Below are 18,330 nucleotides of genomic sequence, written 5' to 3'. Positions count from 1 at the left end.
GCGACCGCTCCTAGATCGGATCGTGGTAGGCGGTGAGGAAGGCGCGCAGCGAGGCCGGCTTGACCGGCTTGGTCAGCAGCCGGTAGCCGCGCTCGCGGGCCTGCAGCTTCAGTTCGTCGCGGCCGTCGGCGGTGAGCAGCGCGCCGGCCACCGGTCCGGGCATCGCCGCGCGCAGCGCATCCAGGGTCTCCAGGCCGTCGAGCCGGTCGTGCAGGTGGTAATCGACCAGCATCACGTGCGGCGCGCACGCGGCCTGCGCCAGCGCCTCGTCGACGGTGCTGGCGCAGATCACCTCCACCTGCCAACGGCCGAGCAGCGCGCGCATGCCGTCGAGGATTTCCTGATCGTTGTCCACGCACAGCACGCGCAGCCCGGCCAGCGAGTCGGCCGCGGCCGCTGCGCGTGGCGCGCGTTGCAGCGCCTGCGGCGGTGGCGCCGCCCGCGGCACGGTGATGGAGAACATGCTGCCGTGGCCGACGCGGCTGCGCGCATCCAGGTCGTGGCCGAGCAGGCGCGAGATGCGCTGGCAGATCGACAGGCCCAGGCCCAGCCCCTGCTCGCCCCAGTCGAACGGCTGCTGGTAGCGCTGGAACTCGTCGAAGATCTGCTGCATGTGGTGCGGCGGAATGCCGGGGCCGGTGTCCCAGACCTGCAGTTCCAGCGCCGCGCCGCGGCGGCGCATGCCCAGCACGATGCGGCCCTGGCGGGTGTAGCGCAGCGCGTTGGCGAGGAAGTTCTGCAGCACCCGGCGCAGCAGCCGGCGATCGCTGCGCACCCACAGCGGCCGCGCGTACACGTGCAGGCGCAGGCCGCGGCCGGCGGCGATCGGGCTGTACTGCGCGGCCAGTTCGCGCAGCAGCAGACAGGCATCCACGTCCTCGATGGTCGGGCGCAGACCGCCGGCGTCCAGCCGCGACACGTCGAGCAGGCCGTCGAGCAATTCCTCGGCTGCGCGCAGCGAAGCATCCACGCGCTCGGCCAGATGCCGCTGCTCCTCGTTCTGGTGCGCATCGCGCAGGGCCGAGGCGAACAGGCGTGCGGCGTTGAGCGGCTGCAGCACGTCGTGGCTGATCGCGGCCAGGAAGCGGGTCTTGGACTGCTGCGCCAGTTCGGCCTCGCGCGAGCGCTCGGCCACGCGCTGCTCCAGGGTCTCGTTGGCTTCGAGCAGCGCCTGCTCGGCGCGCTTGTAGTCGGTGATATCGTTGTAGCTGGTGACGTAGCCGCCGCCGGGCAGCGGCTGGCCGCGCATCTCGATCACCTTGCCGTCGCTGCGGGTGCGTTCGAACACGTGCGGGGTGCCGGCGCGCATGTGCGCGATGCGGCGGGCGATCTGATCCTCCACCTGGCCGCCGCCGAGTTCGCCGCGCTCGGCGTTGTAGCGGATCAGGTCGGCGACCGGCCGGCCGACGTAGAGCATGCCGTCGGGATAGCCGAACATCTGCTGGTAGCGGCGGTTCCATGCGGTCAGGCGCATCGCCGGATCCACCACGCTGACCCCGGCGCTGATGTTCTCCAGCGTGGTGGACAGGATCTCGCGGTTGAAGCGCAGCTCCTGCCCGGCCTCGTCGAGCACCGCCACCACCTCGCCCAGGTCCATGCCCGAGCCGCGCAACAGGCTGGTCAGCACCAGACGCGCGGAGGCCGCGCCGATCGAGGCGGCAAGCAGGCGTTCGGTGAACTGCACCCAGACGCGGTCGGCCACCGCAGTGGGCTGCGGCTCGCGGCCGAGCAGTTGCGCCTGTTCGGCGAAGGCGCGGCGGGCATGACGCTCCCCGACCATGCGCTCGGCCAGCGCCTGCAGGTCGACCACACGCACCTGCCCGAGCCAGTCGCCGGCCACCGCCGGGCGCTGCGAGTACGGCTCCAGGAACGGCGCCGCGCGTAGACGCTCGTCCAGGCCCGGGCGCCAGCGTGCCGACACCAGCATCATCGTGCCGACGTTGACCAGCAGCGACCAGAACGTGCCATGCGCCAGTGGATCCCAGCCGCTCATACCGAACAGCTGCTGCGGGCGCAGCCAGGAGATGCCGAACGGCCCGTCCAGCAGCCACGCCGGCGCCAGCCAGCCGGCCTGGGTCAGTGCAGGCAGCAGCAGCGTGTAAATCCAGGTGGCGAAGCCCAGCACCATGCCGGTCTCCACGCCCTTGCGGCTGGCGCCGCGCCAGTACAGCCCGCCGATCACGCCCGGCGCGAACTGCGCCACTGCGGCGAAGGCCATCAGGCCGTAGGACGCCAGCGTCGTGTCGTTGCTGCTGCTGCGGTAATAGCCGTAGGCGATCAGCGCCAGCAGCAGGATCGCCAGGCGGCGGATCCACAGCACCTTGGAGGCCACGTCGGCACCGGCCGCCTGGTGCCCGCGGCGGCGCAACAGCACCGGCATCACCAGGTCGTTGCTGATCATCGTCGCCAGCGCGATGCTGGAGACGATGACCATGCCGGTGGCGGCGGAGAACCCGCCCACATAGGCGACCAGCGCCAGCGCGGTGCGGCTTTCGGCCAGCGGCAGCGCCAGCACGATGCTGTCGTCGGCCACGTCGCCGCCGCCGAACAGCGCGATGCCGGCGGCGGCGATCGGCACCACCATCGCCGAGATCAGCACCAGGTACAGGCCGAACAGCCAGCGCGCCTTGCGGATGTCGCCGACGTCGCTGCACTCCACCACCGCCACGTGGAACTGCCGTGGCAGGCACACCAGCGCCAGGAAGCTGAGCAGTGTCTGCGAGATGAAGCCCACCGGCGGGGTGTTCTGGAACAGCGTGCGCGTGGACTGCAGCACCTGACCGCCGTCGCGTGCGCACAGCCACACGTAGGCGAACACGCCCACCGCCACCATCGCCAGCAGCTTCACCACCGACTCCAGCGCGATCGCCAGCATCATGCCGTGGTGGTGCTCGGTGGCATCGACCTGGCGGGTGCCGAACAGCGTGGCGAACAGCGCCATGCCCAACGCCACGTACAGCGCCGGATCGGCATAGAACGGCGCACCGGCGCTGGACTGGCCGCTGAGCACCTGCAGGCTCATCGCCACCGCCTTGTACTGCAGCGCCAGGTACGGCACCACGCCGACCAGGGCGATCACCGCCACCAGCGCGGCCAGGCGCCGCGAGCGGCCGTAGCGCGAGGAAATGAAATCGGCGATGGACACGGTGTTCTCGCTGCGCGCGATCAGCGCCAGGCGCTCGACGATGCGCCAGCCGAACAGCAGCATCAGCAGTGGGCCCAGGTAGATCGGCAGGTAGCCGGCGCCGTTGCGCACCGCGCTGCCGACCGCGCCGTAGAACGTCCACGACGAGCAGTACACGGCCAGCGCCAGGCTGTACACCGCCGGACGCAGCCACGGCCGCTCCGGGTACAGCGGACGGCGATCGCCCCACCACGCCACCGCAAACAGCAGCGCCGCATAGCCGACCGACACCAGCAGCAGGATCCAACTGGAAACCAAAGGCTAGCCCCCATGACGATGCGTGCAGTCTAGAGGGTGCGATGCGTTTCCGCGTAGCCGGGAGTTCGGCTCGCTGCGTCTCGCTTGGGCTGCGTGTGCACCGGGTTGGGCGCCGCGAGGCAGGTGAGGCGGCTGCGCCTACACGCAAGCGCTCCCCCCAACGGCGAGCACGGCGCTTCTCGCCTCTTTTCCTGCGCCCCCTTTGCACGCAGCCCAGTTAAGCAGAATCACCGCTCGGTAGCGGTGCGGCATCCAATGTCCGCGGCAGACGCAGGCATGCCGCTGGCTCTGCTTCTGCTTCTGCTTCTGCTGTTGATTTGTAGGGCACTTTTAGCGCTGCAGCCACGGCAAGGCAGAGCTTTCGCCTTGCGGCGAGTTACTTTTCTTTGCTTGTGCAAAGAAAAGTAACCAAAAGAAAGCACACCCTGCCTCGCGCCCTCCGCGCTAACGCGCTCCGGGTCCGCGTCCAGCCCGGGGATCCGCGGAAGGGGCATCCTGCCCCTGCCGCGGACGGCGCACATCCATGTGCGCCGCCCCTTCGGGGTTTTTCCCCACGCTGGCCGCCGCTTCGGAAGGGAACCCGATAAGGCAAAGGCAACAACCAAAGCAACCGCACCAGCAAGGGCAATCCAACCTGCAACCAGCCACAGCAGCCCCACCGGCGCTCGGGCTAAGATGCGCGCGGTGACCACCTGCGCCCGCCCCCGCTGATGTCCGGCATCCCGGCCGCCGTGCCGACGCCCCCGCCGTCGCTGCAACAGCAGACGCAGCGCCTGCTTGCGCAGGTGCAGCAGGCGCAGTCGCGCCAGGCGCAGGCCGATGCGGATATCGAGCGGCATCTGCCGGCGGTGGACCAGGCCGTGGTCGCGATCCGGCGCCGGTTCGCTGCGCACGCCAGGATCGCGGCGCGGGCGGCGGTACGGCGCGAGCGCCGCCGCGCCTGGGGACCGGCGCTGCTGCTGCGGCCGCTGCTGCCGGACTGGCGCTGGCGCGCGGCCTTGATCGGCATGCTGATGCTGGTCCTGCCGTGGACGAGCGCACACTGGCTGGGCGAGACGCGCAGCTTCCTCGTCTGGTGGCGCCAGGTCGGCCTGCACGGCGATGGCGGCCTGCTGCTGCAAAGCCTGCTGCCCTCGTTGCTGGCGTACGGTCTGTTGGTCGTCGCCGGTGCGCAGTTGCTGGCGTGGCACCACAGCCATGCCGAACGGCGCGCACTGCAGGCGTTCGCACGCCTGCCGCTGGCGCTGGTGCAGGTGGCCGATGCCGGGCAGCACGATCCAGGGTCGACCTATCCGGTGACCCGCGCGCCATGGCCGCAGCGCGCCCTGCACGGGCGCTGGTCCATTCCTGCCACACAGGGCGACCTGTCCGCTGCGCGGCTGCTGGCCTTGCACGACGGCAGCGAGGACCCGCGCCTGCAGGCGCTGATCGTGCTGCCCGATGCCCGCCATGCAGCGGCCCTGATCCTCCTCGACGCCAATCTGGCCGCCGACGCTCCGCCGTCGCTGCAATCGCTGGCGCTGGCACTGGCCGAAGACGCCGCCGTCGATGTCGCGCCGATCGCCGCACTGCACGACCACGTGCAGGCCTGGGAGGTCGCACGCGGCCAGCAACGCGCGCTGCAGCAGCGGCTGCAGAGCCTGGATGCGGTGCAACGGCACTGGGCCGACGTCGCCCTGCCCGACGCCACGCTCGACCAGATCCTGAAACTGGTGGACCTGTTCGTGTCCGGGCGCCAGCCGGCACCGAAAGGCATGCTCCTGCACGGGCCGCCGGGCACCGGCAAGACCCTGATCGCGCGCAAGCTCGCGCGCCACGCCGGCTGCCATTTCGAGGCGCTGGGCGTGGCCGACCTGAAGGCCGCGCACGTCGGCCACACCGGCCCCAAGGTGCAGGCGATCTGGCAACGCTGCCGCGCGCGCGCGCCGGCGATCCTGTTCATCGACGAATGCGAAAGCGTGTTCGCGCGCCGCGGCGGCGCCGACAGCGACAGCTTCGGTGCGGAACTGGTGCAGACCTTTCTCGCCGAATGGGACGGCTTCCATGCCGCGCACGGCCAGGTGCTGGTGATCGGCGCGACCAACCGCCCGGCGCTGCTGGACGACGCGATCCTGTCGCGCTTCACCGCAAGCATCGCCGTCGGCCTGCCCGATGCCGCGGCGCGCGCGCGCATTCTCGGCGCCGAACTGCGGGGTGCCGGTTTTGCGTTGGCGCCGGACGCGCAGGTGATCGCCGACAGCACCGGCCTCTCCGGTCGCGACCTGCACATGCTGGTCGCGCGCGTCGCAGCCGAGTGCGTGGACGGCACGCTGGACAACGCCACCCTGCTCGCGCACCTGCGCGCGCTGCGCGGCAAAGGCTCCACCGCCGTCGCCACGCTCGGCTGGGACGACATCGTGCTGCCGGCCACCACCGTCGAGGAGTTCGTCGGCCTGGGCAAGGAATTGCGCAATGCCGAGACCCTGGCCTCGCTCGGCGTGCCGGTGCCGCGCGGGATCCTGATGGTCGGCCCGCCAGGGACCGGCAAAACCCAGGTCGCGCGGATCCTTGCCAGCCAGTCCGGGCTAGCCTTCATCGCCCTGAGCAGCGCCGACCTCAAGGCCGGCTACCTCGGTCAGTCCGGCCAGCGCGTGCAGGCGGCGTTCGAGCGCGCGCGGGCGCAGGCGCCGTGCATCGTGTTCGTCGACGAACTGGATATCGTCGCGCCGGCGCGCGGTGCCGACGGCGACGACGCCTTCACCCGCGAGATCGTCGGCCAGCTGCTGCAGGAGCTGGACGGCGTCGCCAGCCACGCGGGCCAGGTGTTCCTGCTGGCCGCCAGCAACCATGCCGCCGCGATCGACCCGGCGTTGCTGTCGCGGCTGGACCGGCAGATCGTCATCGCCCTGCCCGACCACGCGGCGCGGACCGCCATCGTCGCGGGCCTGCTGCGCGGCAAACCACTGGATCTCGACGCCGCCGCCGCCGCGGCCTGGATCGCCGAGCGCAGCGACGGCCAGTCCGGCCGCGACCTGCACAACTGGATCAGCCGCGCGATGCGCCGTGCCGTCCGCCGCGCCCTGCAGGACAGCGACGATGCGTCCGGCACGCGACTGCAGTGGGACGATCTGGTCGAGACGGCGAACGTGACGATGTAAACACCTCGCGGGAAGAGGCAAGCACGGGGGTGCGGAACCATGAGTTGCCGGCTGGAGTCCCTGTGGGAGGGGCTTCAGCCCCGACGCCAGGATCCACACAGAACCCAGTTACCACGGCGCACATTTCAACAACAGCGCAAGACCCAGTACAGAAGCGCTGACGTCCACACAACGCCCACGCTGGCATCATGCGGGCGACCCCACGGGACCGCAGCGCGTGACTCACATCCCCTCATCCCCGCCGCCACGCGCCGAAGCCATCGTCGTGATGGGCGTGTCCGGCAGTGGCAAGACCAGCGTTGCCCAGGCACTGGCGGCGCACTACGGACTCACCTTCCTCGACGCCGACGACTTCCACAGCGCCGCCGCCAAGGCGCAGATGGCGCACGGCATCCCGCTCAGCGACGCGCAGCGCGCGCCATGGGTGGCCACCTTGGCGCAGCGCCTGCGCGCATCGGTCGATGCCGGGCAGAGCGTCGTACTGGCCTTCTCAGGTCTGCGCAAGGCGCACCGGCAGCAGCTACGGGACACCGGCGTGCCGATGCGCTTCGTGTTCCTGCACGCGGCCGCGCATGTCATCGCCGAGCGCCTGGCCGCGCGCCATGGCCATTTCATGCCACCGGTGCTGCTGCAAAGCCAGCTCGACACGCTGGAACTGCCACTGGACGAGGCCGACGTGATCTCGGTGGACGTGGACGCACCGTTCGCCACGGTCGTGGCCGATGCCATCGCGCAACTGGATGCGAGCGCCGCGATCGCCTAGGTGTGCCTTGTCGGCACACCCTCAGCCATGCGCCCGTTTGTGGCGGTGGTGACGCAGGTTGCCCACCGTAGGAACGGCGTCAGCTGCGACGAACGAAGCGAGGTTCCCTGAGTAAATGCGTTCGTCTCCGGGCCAAAGCGCCTTCCGTGACCACCGCATTGCGGCCTGTCACTCGTGACGGCGGGCGAGGCGCCGACCCTCTTGCAGCGTGTAGTGCGACGATGCCTACAAGCGCCACGCTACCCGCGGCGCTTCGCCCGACTTACCACAAAGCGCGACACGTTCGGCTCGTCGGGCACATGCCAGCGCCACGGCGCGTCCATCGCCTTGCTGATGCCGATCCGTGTGGTGACGACCGGCGTGGTCGGCGGCGGCGTCCCGTCCTGTCCCAGCCATAGGCGCGACTGCCGCGTGGTCAGGTCCAGCCCATTGTCCGCACCCGTAACACCCAGCGCCTTGGCCAGGCGCCCCGGCCCACGGGTGAGATCGGCGGCGCGCATCGCGCCGCGTGCCGCCTGCATCGCCTCGATCCCGGCCACAGGCGCCAAGGCGCGGATCAGCACCGCATGCCCCGGCGCACCACCGCATACCGCATTGAGCGCCCAATGCATGCCGTAGATGAAGTACACGTATAGATGTCCGGGCGGGCCGAACATCACCCGCGTGCGCGGCGTCATGCCGCGGAACGAATGCGCCGCCGGATCCTCTGCACCGCAGTAGGCCTCCACCTCGACAATGCGCCCGCAGCGACCGTCGGCTGTGACAAGCAGTTTGTTCAACAACTCCGGCGCCACCACGCGGGCATCGCGCGCATAGAACGCACGCGGCAAGGGCTTGGCGACAAGCAACTCCATGCGGTCAGTCTAGCCCTGCAACGAGGTCGGGTCGTGAGCCACCACCGGTGTATCCGCATCTCCACGGTCTCAATCGAACACGCCATCTCGCCGACCGCAGCGCATGCTGCAGCTTGTGGGAGGGACTTCAGTCCCGACGCATGGAGTCTCCAGGACCAGGATCATTGTCCTGGTCCCCCGATCGCGGCAGCGCAGCGCGGTGAGCGGCGGCGGTCCTGTACCGAGGCATCAGCGCGGGTACAAAGCATGTTCGTCGCTGTGACGGCGACCAGTCCATGTAGCAGCCGCATCAGGGCACATCACATGCCCAACCCTATTCTGCTCAAAGCAATGCCAAACGACGCCCGCCTCTCCAACCTGCCCCACTCACTCCTGCGGAACGTTCAACTCCTTCAGCAATTGCGGCGCCGGATACACCTTGGCCATCAACCAGCGCAGATAGCGCATGTCCACATGGATCGCGCGCTTGTAGCGCGGGTCGTACCACCAGCTGGCGCTGACTGCCTCCCAGTTGCTGTCGAAGTTCAACCCGATCAGCTCGCCGCGCGCATTGAGCACCGGCGAGCCGGAGTTGCCGCCGGTGGTGTCCAGGTTGGTCAGGAAGTTCACCGGCTGCGTCTTCGACTGCGAATCGGCGGTGCTGCCGAAATCGCCCCTGGCGATCGCCGCCAACAGCGGCTTGGGCGCATCGAACGGTTCCTTGCCGGTGTTCTTCTCGACGATGCCGGCCACCGTGGTCAGCGGCGCGAAGCTGACCGCATCGCGCGGCGCCAGCGGCTCGACGCGGCCATAGCTGATCCGCAGCGTGCTGTTGGCGTCCGGATACACCGCACGACCCTGCTGCTTGCGCCAGGCGAACAGCGCACGCATGTAGGCCGGGCGCAGCCGCAACTGCTCGCCCTCGCGCGCCTTGCGCTCGTCGTCCAGCCGCAGCTGCGCCGGCACCAGCGTGGCGGCCAGCGCCAGCAACGGATCGGCCGCAGGCGCTTTGCCCTCGCGCGCGGCAGCGAAGCGCGACAGGCGCTCGGCCTCGGTGCCCAGCGCCGTGCCGGCATAGTCCTTGTCCAGCGCCACCTGCAATTGCGCCGGGGTACGCCCGAACGCCGCATCGAACTCCGGTACCCGCTGCGCTTCCGGTAGCTGCTGGTAACGAGTCAGCAGCGTGGTCAGCAGCGCCTTCTCCACGCTCGGCGAGTAGCGGCGCTGCACCTGCTTGAGCATGCCCTCGATCAGCGCCAGGTCGCGCTGCTGGTAGCCGCTCTCGCGCCGATCGTCGGGCTTGCCCGCCTCCAGTCGCAGCCGCTCCAGCGTCAGCGCCGAACGCAGCGCCTGGGTCTGCGTGGCGATCAAGCCCAGCAGCAGATCGCGCTCGCGCAGCGCCGACGCTTGGCCGAGCAGTTTCTGCAGCGCCGCGATGTCGCGCGCATCGCTGCCGCGGGTCGCCGCAAGCATGCCGCGCTCGTCTTCCGCACGCAGCCGCACCGCATCGCTGCGCTGCAGCCCTTCCAGTTCACCGGCCGCCCGCTTGCGGTTGTTCTTCAGCGATTGCAGCTGCGAAGCGTAGCGCGTGCGCGCCTCCGCATCGGCCTTGCCCGCCACCTCGATCACCCCGATCAACTGGTCCAGCACCGCCACCCGCTGCGGCAGCGTCGCCTCCACCTGCTCGGCGAACTCGGCCGCCGTGCGATGACGGAAGGTGATGCCGGGATAGCCGGCCAGCATCGCGAAGTCGCCGGCCTTCGGCCCATCGGTGGCGATCTGCAGATGCGCCGGCGGCTGGTAGGGCACGTTGTCGGCGCTATAGTCCGCCGGCTTGCCGTCCTTACCTACGTAGGCGCGCAGCAAGGTGAAATCGCCGCTGTGCCGCGGCCACATGAAGTTGTCGATCTCGTCGCCGTAGTTGCCGATCGCCCGCGGCGGCGCGTACACCAGGCGCACGTCGCGCAGCTCCAACTGGCGAATCCGGTAGAAATCGGTGCCGTAGTACATGTTGGCGACACTGCAACGCACCCCGGCCTCGCGCTCGCAGTCGGCGACGATGCGCTTGCTCGCCGCATCCACCGCATCGTAGTAGGCGCGCCCGGTCTTGCCCTTGGCCGACCCCAGCACCTGATCGGTGACCTTGTCGAAGCCCACCGTCACCAGCACCCGGAAATCTGGATTGGCCGCGCGCTCGTCGGCGCGATCCCGCGCGATGAACCCGTTCTCGATCAGGTTCTCCTTGGCCGAGGTGTTGTACTGGATCACCCCGTAGGCGACGTGGTGATTGGTCAACAACAACCCGTCCCCGGACACGAACGCCCCGGTACCGCCGCCGACCTTCACCACTGCACTCAATGGCGGCTGTGTCAGCTCGGCCAGCGTCTGCGGATCGCCCTGAAAGCCTGCCTCACGCAGAGGCTTGGCCAGTTCCGGCATCTGCGATGGCATCCACATGCCTTCGTCGGCGTGGGCAGTGGTGGTGAGGGCTAGGCTTAGAGTGAGAGATGCGGCAAGGCAGTTGGGCAAGGGCATGCAGAGGTCGAGGCAAAGAACATGACCGCGACCTTAGCCGGCCAATGCGATCGCAGCAACCAAGACGCCGATCCATTCATCGGTGGGTGTGATCTTTACCAAAAAAGATCCAGAATGCTTGAGACAAAAAATAGCGCAGGGTCAGCTCACTTCCTAAGCCCCTATACACAAATTCCTGCTATTAATAAATGAACCCGACCCCATTACTCCGCAAGAAAATGCACCATGACCCCGGTTCTCCTTACCTGTTCTCCTAAGCGTTGCCCAAAGCCAAGCAGCGAGCGATTTTTCAGGTGCTGGATTCGATCATCGCTGCGCATCAGTAGCCACACAAGACAACCCAAAAAACAACAAGGCCCGCAGCGACGCGGGCCTTGTCGTGACCGTGCCGAAATCATCCAACAAGTTCTTTAGTCGGCATTTCGCCTCTTAAAGCACCACACCTTCTCGATGTAGATCGAGCCGGCTGGCTTCTCGCCGCCACGCCAAACATATATCCCTGAAACATCCACTGAGAAAACTCTAATCGCACGGTCTGAAAGTTTTCCTGCCACAGCAACATCGAAACGCCGTATACTCTCCACATCCAATTTTGACTCTTCAGCGTCAAATGGGATGACAACCACTGAGGGGCATTTCGGATCAGTGATTACGCTTCGCTCTAGCAGATCACTGGTAAAAATCGCTCGGACTCGTACTTGCGCTCCGCTGGCCTCCTTCCCTCTCTGTGTCAACTCGCAAATTGAAGAAATGGCGACGCCGGAATGTCCAGACATAGGCCGCAGTTCAGTTGCCATCGCGATTGGTGGCAATTCAATCTGGACAGCAAGACTGAAAGCAACAGCAAGGAGTCGATTCAGTTGCATGCAGGATTTCCTTGACACCATGTATCGGTTGAAGCATCAGTACCAGCGGCAACTTCTTGCGGAGTAGAAACCCCGAGATTCATGCCTAAACCCTGCCCGACAGCGGCCTGAGTCTGATACTTATTCATTTCAGTCCTATATTCCGTCGCTCTAGAGTTCGGGCACCCAACTCTCTGATAGTCGAGCTCGTGGCGCCCCTCATGAGCCAGTGCCGCCGAACCTCTCGCATTGCCAATATCACCGGCAGATTTTCCCGGATTTGCACGCAAGTACGCCGACGAAAAACTCGCATCTGCTTTAGATCAATTTTGATGTTTACATTAGACTCTGCGCTAGCCAACGTGTTCTTCGCAAGCGATAAAGGAGTGATCATTACTCCACTCTTATCCCCAACCTTTCCAAGGTAATTTGATACAACATCGAGCTTCTTGCATCTATCAGACTTAGGGCTGAGAGAGGCAGCAAGTTTGGCAGGAATGGGCATGGAACGGTTCAGGAACAAGACAGGGCTCGACCTTAACACCCGGCTTGTACCAGCCAGCCTTATTCGCATCCTGGGAGCACGCGACAACGCCTTCTCATCGAAACGCTACCGAAGCCGTTGCAGTGAGCACACGATGCATGCGTCACCGTTTGAGGGTCATCTTCTTCTTTGAAGATCTTCAACGACCCTATACAGAAATCTAGTGACCGCTAGCGCGTCAAAGAATTTACCGTCCTTGACGCCTGTAACAGGCATCAGCACCTCTCTACCCGAGGAAAGTCGAACGAGCAAACTTAGGCTCTTTTTCTCATTAGGAAGTGAATGGTAGAGAATTTCGCCATATTTGACTTGAAGCACTTCCGTACTTTCCCTCCACGCCATCCCCTCGGAGAAGAACGCGACGTCTCCAACATGCTCGGCTCGATTTCTATAGAGCCCAATAAATTCACCAAGCGACACGTCTCTGAACTCTTCGGGGATAGAGCAAGCTTCCCTCGATGTAACGAAATTTTCTAGTGGGCGCAAAATCCTGTGTGCGCGGCTTTGGGGGTTCATGAGAACTCGATAGATCCGTTGCAGGAGGTGGCTCTATTTTTCTTTCCGCCAATTCACCGACCCACGGTTCTCCACCGTGCTCGATTCCACCTCGGCGTCGAAGCCGCGGCCCAGCAAATATTTCAGCGTCAAGACCGAGCCGCTGCCGATCAGCGACACGCCGTAGCTGACGTAGAGTTTCGGCGAGAGGTATTTGCCGAAGCCCACCACCGAGCCGCCGAGGGTGCGCGACTGGCTGACGCCGGCGTCGTCGAAGCCGAGCCTGGCGCCGAGTTGCGAGGCGAGCAGGCCGCTGCCGGCCGACAGGGCGCTGGCCGCGGCGGTGACCTGGTCGGCTTCGGCGCTGCTGGTGTTGCTGAGGCTGCGGCCCAGCACCAGGTAGGACATCGCCTCCGATTGCGACATCGACGGGTCCGACCACACGTCCGCATGCGGGGCGGTGGCGCGGCCGGTGACGTCGATGCCGGCGGTGACGTCGCCGACCTGGCGCTGCGCGCGGATGTTGATGCGCGGGTCGGAGACGATGTTGTTGCTCCAGGTGAGCTGGCCGCGGGTGATGGTCAGGTCCTGGCCGTACGCCTTGTACTTGCCGCTGACGTCCAGCCCGCCGGTGGCGGTGGTTTCGCGGCCCGGCCGCGAGCGCACCTGCATGGCACCGGTCAGTGCGCCCTTGAGGCCGAAGCCGGCCATCTTCACCTGGTCGCCCAGGGTCACGCGCAGGTCCATCTCCAGCGGCGAGGTCGGCATGGCCTCGGGGTCGGCCGGGTCGAGCACCACCACGTCCTCGGACAGCGAGGTGCCGCGATCCAGCCGCTCCAGGTCGATGTCGGCCGAGGGCACGGTGACCTGGCCGCTCAGCATCATGGTCTTGTTGGCGATGCCGAACTGCAGGTCGGGATTGGCCACCGCGCGCAGTTCCGCGGTGTTGGACACCAGCACGTTGGTACCGCGGATGTTCAACTGCAGCGGCGTGCGGTCGCCGTACCAGGACAGCCCGCCATCGACGTTGAGCGTGCCTTCGCCGGACTTCACCGAGGCGACGATGCGCGCCGAGCCGTCCGGCTGCGCGTCGAAGCGGCCCTTGCCTTCGCTCAGGGTCAGGCCCAGCGCCGGCAGTTCGCCGGTGAAGTTGCTCAGCGTGGCGTCGCCGCCCATCGCCGGCTGCGAGCGGGTGCCGCGCAGGCTGACGTGGCCTTCGACCAGCCCCTTGGGCCGCACCAGATCGGGCGAGAACAGCTCCAGCCAGTACAGCCGCGCCATGTTCATGTAGATCTCGCCGGTCAGCGGCGCGTACGCGTCCCAGCCGGTGTCGACGGTGGCGTCGACGAAGCCGTCGCCCTGGAAGCCGATGCCGAGCTTGGAATGGATGTGCTGGGCGCTGAAATCGGTGACGAAACTGAACTGGTCGTAGCGCAGCAGTTCGCCGCGCGCGTTGTCGCCCAGGCGCAGGCCGCCTTCGCGCGAGGCCAGGCGCAGCGAACCCTGCCAGGCGTTGCCGGCCGGCTTGAAGCTGCCGTCGATGGACAGGTCACCGCGCAGATACATCTTGCGGCCGTTGCTCGGCGGCAGCCACGGCTGCACCAAGGCCAGCGGCAGCGCATCACCGCGCAGGGTCAGGCCCTGCTTCGGCCAATCGGCGGACACGCACAACGCACCGCCGCTGCCCGGGGCCAGGCAGCTCTCGGAGACGCTGAAGGCGCTGCCGGCCACGCTGAAATTGGCAGGCTGCCGCAGTTGCCACGGTTCGCCCTTGGCCGGGGCGATGCGCAGCGTGTTCAAGGCGCCCTGCCAGCGCGCGCCGTCGCGGCGCACCTGCCCGGCCAGGGCCAGCGCGCCCATGTCGTTCTCGGTCTTGGCGTCGAGTTGCAGGTTCTCGACCGCGCCGCGCGCATCCACGCTCAGCGTCTGCAGCAGCACGCCGGCATTGATCGCACTGCCGCGCAGGGCGAGTTCGCCGCCATTGCCGCGCCAGGGCAGGCGACCGCGCAGGCTGAGGCTGTCGGCACTGTAGCTGTCCCACTTCACGCCGTTGCCGGTGAGGTCGGCGGTGAGATCGGGCGCGTCGCGGCGGCCCTTGACCTGCACGCTGCCGCGCAGGCTGCCGGCGCCGCCAGGCAGCAAGTCGGCCAGTTGCAGCGGCTGCAGTTGCGCGTCCACGTCGAGCTGGTCGCCGACCTTGCCCTGCGCCTGCAGGCGGCTGTCGCCCAGGCTCAGTTGCAGCTTGCCTTCGCCCTGGCTGCCTTGCAGGGCGAGCTTGGCGTTGGCGTCGAGCGGGCGGCTGCGCAGGCGTCCGTTCAAGCGCGGGATGTCGAGCGTGGCCTGATAGCCGGCGGCGCTGCCGTCCGGTCGCGCCGGCAACTGCTTGCCCTGCGAGGCGAAGGTGCCGGACAGCTTGCCGTCCCAGCCCGGTGCGAAATAGCCGGGGTCGAAGCCGGCCAGCGTGCCTTGCACGTCCCAGTTCAACTCCGGCACCCAGGCCACGTTGCCGCCCAGGTCGAGCGTGCCGCTGGGCATGGTCGCGCGCACCTGCTTCAGCTGCGCCTGGCGATCGTCGCCGCGCACGTCCAACTGCAACTTGGCGCTGTCCTTGCCGCGGGCGACGGTGGCTTCGCCGTAGGTGGCCCACTGTTTCATCGTGCCGGCCACGCCCAGGTTGGCTTCGACCAGCTTGATCGGCACCGCCGGTGCGTCCGGGGTGGACGGATCCGGTGCGCTGGCGAAGCTCATGCCGCTGGCGTTGACCGCAAAGCGCAACTGCGCGTTGTCCGGGTCGCGCAGATCGGCGGTGCCGCGCAGGCGCAGTTGCCCGTCGAAGGCGCGCAGCTGCAGGGGCGCGACGGTGAGCACCTGGTTGTCCAGGCTCAGGTGCGAGGGATCAAGAACAATTTTCTGCCCGTCGCGCGACAGTTCGCCCTGCAGATCGGCGTTACCGCCCTTGCCCTTGGCGCGCAGGTCGAAGGCCAGCGGCACGGACGCGGGCGCGTCCTCGACCGGCGGCACCAGCAGCGACGGATCCAGTGCCCTGCTGCTGGCGGCGAATTCCCACACCGGATCGGTGCGGCCGGTGAACACCAGGGTGGTGCGCAGCGGCGCCGGCGCGTTGCCGGCGATGGCCACTTCCATCTTGTCCAGGTCGCCGCGCGCGACCAGGCCCAGGCGCGCCGGGGTGCGCCCGCGTGCGGCCGGCAGCACGGCGCTGGCGGTGAGGTCGGCCTTGTAGTCCTGTCCCGGCAGGTAATCGCCATTGATACGGAAATCGCCGCGATCGCTGTTCACCACCACCTGAGTGGCGTGGAACTCGCCGCTGGCCACTTCCACGCCGCCGCGCAGCGTGCGGATGTCGATCATCGGCTGCTGCGCCTGGGTGATGCGCAGGCCGTCGATGGCGATGCGGTCGGCCTGCAGCGCCAGCGGCACTTCGATCTGCGGCAGCGACTGCGGCCAGCGCGGCAGTTCGAACGGCTCGTCGCTCTTGGCCAGGTTGAGCGTGGCGTTGGTCAGCTCCAGCGCGTCCAGTTGCAGCTTGCGTCCGAGCAGCGGGCGGATGTCAGGATCCAGGTAGGCGCGCTCGGCGGTGAAGTGGATCTCGTTGTAGCGGAAATCCAGGTTGTGCAACGTCAGCGGACCGGCCAGCGGTCCTTCGGCGCGCTCCCAGGTGAGCGTGGAGCCGGCCGGCAGCCGCGCCACCACCTGCGCCAGCAGCACGTCGCGCCCGGCCACGGTCTGCAGTAGCCAGTACAGCGCGATCGCCGCCAGCAGCACCAGGCCGGCCACGGTCAGCGCCGAGCCCCACCAGAAGCGCTTGCGCCGATAGAAGCGCGGGCGCCGTGGCGGCGGCGAGGTGGGCGACGTCGGCTCGATCGGCGCGCTCACAGGTTGGCTCCGATGTTGAGATAGAGCTGGAACTGCGAGTCGGGATCATTGAGGCCGTGGGCGATGTCCACCCGCACCGGGCCGACCGGCGAACGCCAGCGCAGGCCGAAGCCGACGCCGGTGTGCCAGTCCGGCGTGTCGTCGAAGGCGCTGCCGCTATCGACGAATACCGCGCCGCCCCAGGGCCCGCCCTTGAAGTAGTGCTCGTACTCGGCGCTGCCGGTGAGGATGTGCTTGGCGCCGAGCGCGAAACGGTCCGGCCGCGGCGTGCGCGGGCCGACTTCTCGGAACGCATAGCCGCGGATGCTGTTGTCGCCGCCGGCGAAGAACCGCAGGCTCGGCGGCATCGCCACCAGCGCGTCTGTCCAGGTACTGCCGGCTTCGCCGCGCAGGATCAGGCGGTCGTTGTCGCCGATGCCGTGGAACCAGTTCACCCGCATGTGCGCCTGCACGAAGCTGGCATCCGAGCCCACACCCTCGGCCCCGCCGCGCAGGCTGATGTTGCCGCTGAAGCCCTTGCGCGGGAACACCTTGTCGTCCACGCCGACGTAGTCGGCTTCGATCTGCGGATAGAACAACGTGGAAGTCTGGTACAGCGCGCCGTCGAACACCTCGTCGGTGGCGTAGCGCCAGCGTTCGCGCAGCGCGTTGATCGAGGCGATGGCGGTCCAGTGCTCGTTGATCTGGCCGCTGCGGCTGCCGGTGAGCTTGACGTTGCGCAGGTCGATGTAATCGGTCTGCTCGTCGTACACGCGCAGCGAGGTGGTGTACCAGCCGTCGAGCCAGCGGAACGCCGGGATCCGGTAGCTGGTGATGAAGCTCTTGCGCTTCTGCGCATAGTCCAGCTGGGTGCTGAGCTTGTGCCCGCGCGCGTTGACGTAGCGGCGATCCACGCCCAGGCGCACGCCGGCGCCGCTCTCGCTGCCGTAGCTGAGGCCGGCGGTGTAGATGCTGCGCTTGGCGCGGGTGAGGTTGACGTCCACCGGCACGTCGCCGTTGGCGTCGGCTTCTTCCGGCTTGGGCTGGATGTCGATGACGCTGAAGTAGTCGAGCTTGACCAGCGACTCGCGCAGGCGGTCGAGCTTGCCCTCGTGGTAGTAGCTGCCTTCCTGCCAGTACACCAGCGGGTCGAACAGCTTCTGGTTGAAGTAATCCTGGTGGAAGCGGATCGGGCCCATGTTGTAGCGGCGGCCGCTGTCCCAGCTCAGGTCGATGTCGGCGGCGTGGTCGGCGCGGGTCACCTCGACCTTGCGCTGGGTGAAGTCGGCATCGAAGTAGCCGCGCTCGGCCAGGCGCCGGGTGATGGTGACCTTGCTGGTCTCGTAGACGCTGCTGACGAAGATATCGCCCTTGCGCGGCCGGAAGTTCTTCAGGTCCTCGCCCAGGTAGCGGTCGTCCTCGGCCGGGCCGGTGATGCCCACCTGGAAATTGCGCACCCGGATCGGCTCGCCCTTGTCCACGTGCACCACCACGGTCAGCTTGTCGTCCTGGCGTGGCGCGTCGACGGTGATCTTGGGAGTGAAGTAGCCGAACGGCTCCAGCGCCTGCCGGGTCTGCCGTTCGGCCTGGCTCAGCAGATACTCCAGGCGCGACTCGCCCTGGTCCTTGCCGATGGCGTCGTACAGCGACAGCGAGACCTGGATGTTCTCGATCATCGCCGCGTCCTCGTCCTTGTTCAGGCCCTGGATCTGCACCTTTTCGATGACGCCACGGGCCTCGGCGAGGCCGGCCAGGGAGAGCAGGGACAGGAAGGTGGCGAGACGGGGGATGGGTCGCATGGGCGTCAGAATACCGGCACCCCATGTGAAGCTGTTAACTAGACGTTTGTTACACGTGACCGGG

Annotated in this window: 9 protein-coding genes; 2 read left to right on the top strand and 7 right to left on the bottom strand. The window is 67.5% G+C overall.

Features of this window, described 5'->3' with window-relative positions:
- Nucleotides 1–10: 10 nt before the first annotated feature.
- A complete protein-coding gene (locus SLW52_RS09105; RefSeq protein ID WP_320740061.1) occupies nt 11–3,442 on the bottom strand; it encodes a PAS domain-containing hybrid sensor histidine kinase/response regulator in 3,432 nt (1,143 codons plus the stop codon).
- 710 nt (nt 3,443–4,152) lie between these two features.
- On the opposite strand from SLW52_RS09105, the gene SLW52_RS09100 reads away from it, so the two are divergent.
- Together SLW52_RS09100 and SLW52_RS09095 are read left to right on the top strand one after the other, a co-directional pair.
- Entirely contained in the window at nt 4,153–6,579 is a 2,427-nt protein-coding gene (locus SLW52_RS09100; RefSeq protein ID WP_320740060.1) for an AAA family ATPase, read from the top strand.
- A 217-nt stretch (nt 6,580–6,796) separates the two neighbouring features.
- Complete coding sequence (locus SLW52_RS09095) at nt 6,797–7,342, top strand: gluconokinase (RefSeq protein WP_320740059.1); 546 nt, start codon at nt 6,797–6,799, stop codon at nt 7,340–7,342.
- 239 nt (nt 7,343–7,581) lie between these two features.
- On the opposite strand, the gene SLW52_RS09090 is transcribed toward SLW52_RS09095, so the two are convergent.
- The 6 genes from SLW52_RS09090 to SLW52_RS09065 form a co-directional block, all read right to left on the bottom strand.
- Nucleotides 7,582–8,196 carry a DNA-3-methyladenine glycosylase gene (locus SLW52_RS09090; RefSeq protein ID WP_320740057.1) on the bottom strand — a complete coding sequence of 205 codons (615 nt, stop codon included), beginning with the start codon at nt 8,194–8,196 and terminating at the stop codon, nt 7,582–7,584.
- Nucleotides 8,197–8,562: 366 nt separating this feature from the next.
- A complete protein-coding gene (locus SLW52_RS09085; protein WP_320740056.1) occupies nt 8,563–10,632 on the bottom strand; it encodes a S46 family peptidase in 2,070 nt (689 codons plus the stop codon).
- 488 nt (nt 10,633–11,120) lie between these two features.
- On the bottom strand, nt 11,121–11,576 hold the full coding sequence (locus SLW52_RS09080) for a hypothetical protein (RefSeq protein ID WP_152244208.1): 456 nt from the start codon (nt 11,574–11,576) through the stop codon (nt 11,121–11,123).
- Nucleotides 11,577–12,216: 640 nt separating this feature from the next.
- Nucleotides 12,217–12,615 (bottom strand): hypothetical protein, encoded by a 399-nt coding sequence (locus tag SLW52_RS09075; RefSeq protein ID WP_157836399.1) that lies wholly within the window; start codon nt 12,613–12,615, stop codon nt 12,217–12,219.
- Nucleotides 12,616–12,648: 33 nt separating this feature from the next.
- Nucleotides 12,649–16,488 carry a translocation/assembly module TamB domain-containing protein gene (locus tag SLW52_RS09070; RefSeq protein WP_320740055.1) on the bottom strand — a complete coding sequence of 1,280 codons (3,840 nt, stop codon included), beginning with the start codon at nt 16,486–16,488 and terminating at the stop codon, nt 12,649–12,651.
- Nucleotides 16,485–18,266, bottom strand: coding sequence for an autotransporter assembly complex family protein (locus tag SLW52_RS09065; protein WP_320740054.1), 1,782 nt, complete (start codon nt 18,264–18,266; stop codon nt 16,485–16,487). Before SLW52_RS09065 ends, SLW52_RS09070 begins: the two co-directional genes overlap by 4 nt.
- Nucleotides 18,267–18,330: the final 64 nt, after the last annotated feature.

This window comes from Xanthomonas sp. LF02-5 (genome assembly GCF_034105325.1).
GTDB classification, from domain to species: Bacteria; Pseudomonadota; Gammaproteobacteria; order Xanthomonadales; family Xanthomonadaceae; genus Xanthomonas_A; species Xanthomonas_A sontii.
Note: the sequence above shows the minus strand (reverse complement) of the source record. Positions and strands in the feature narration are given on the sequence as shown.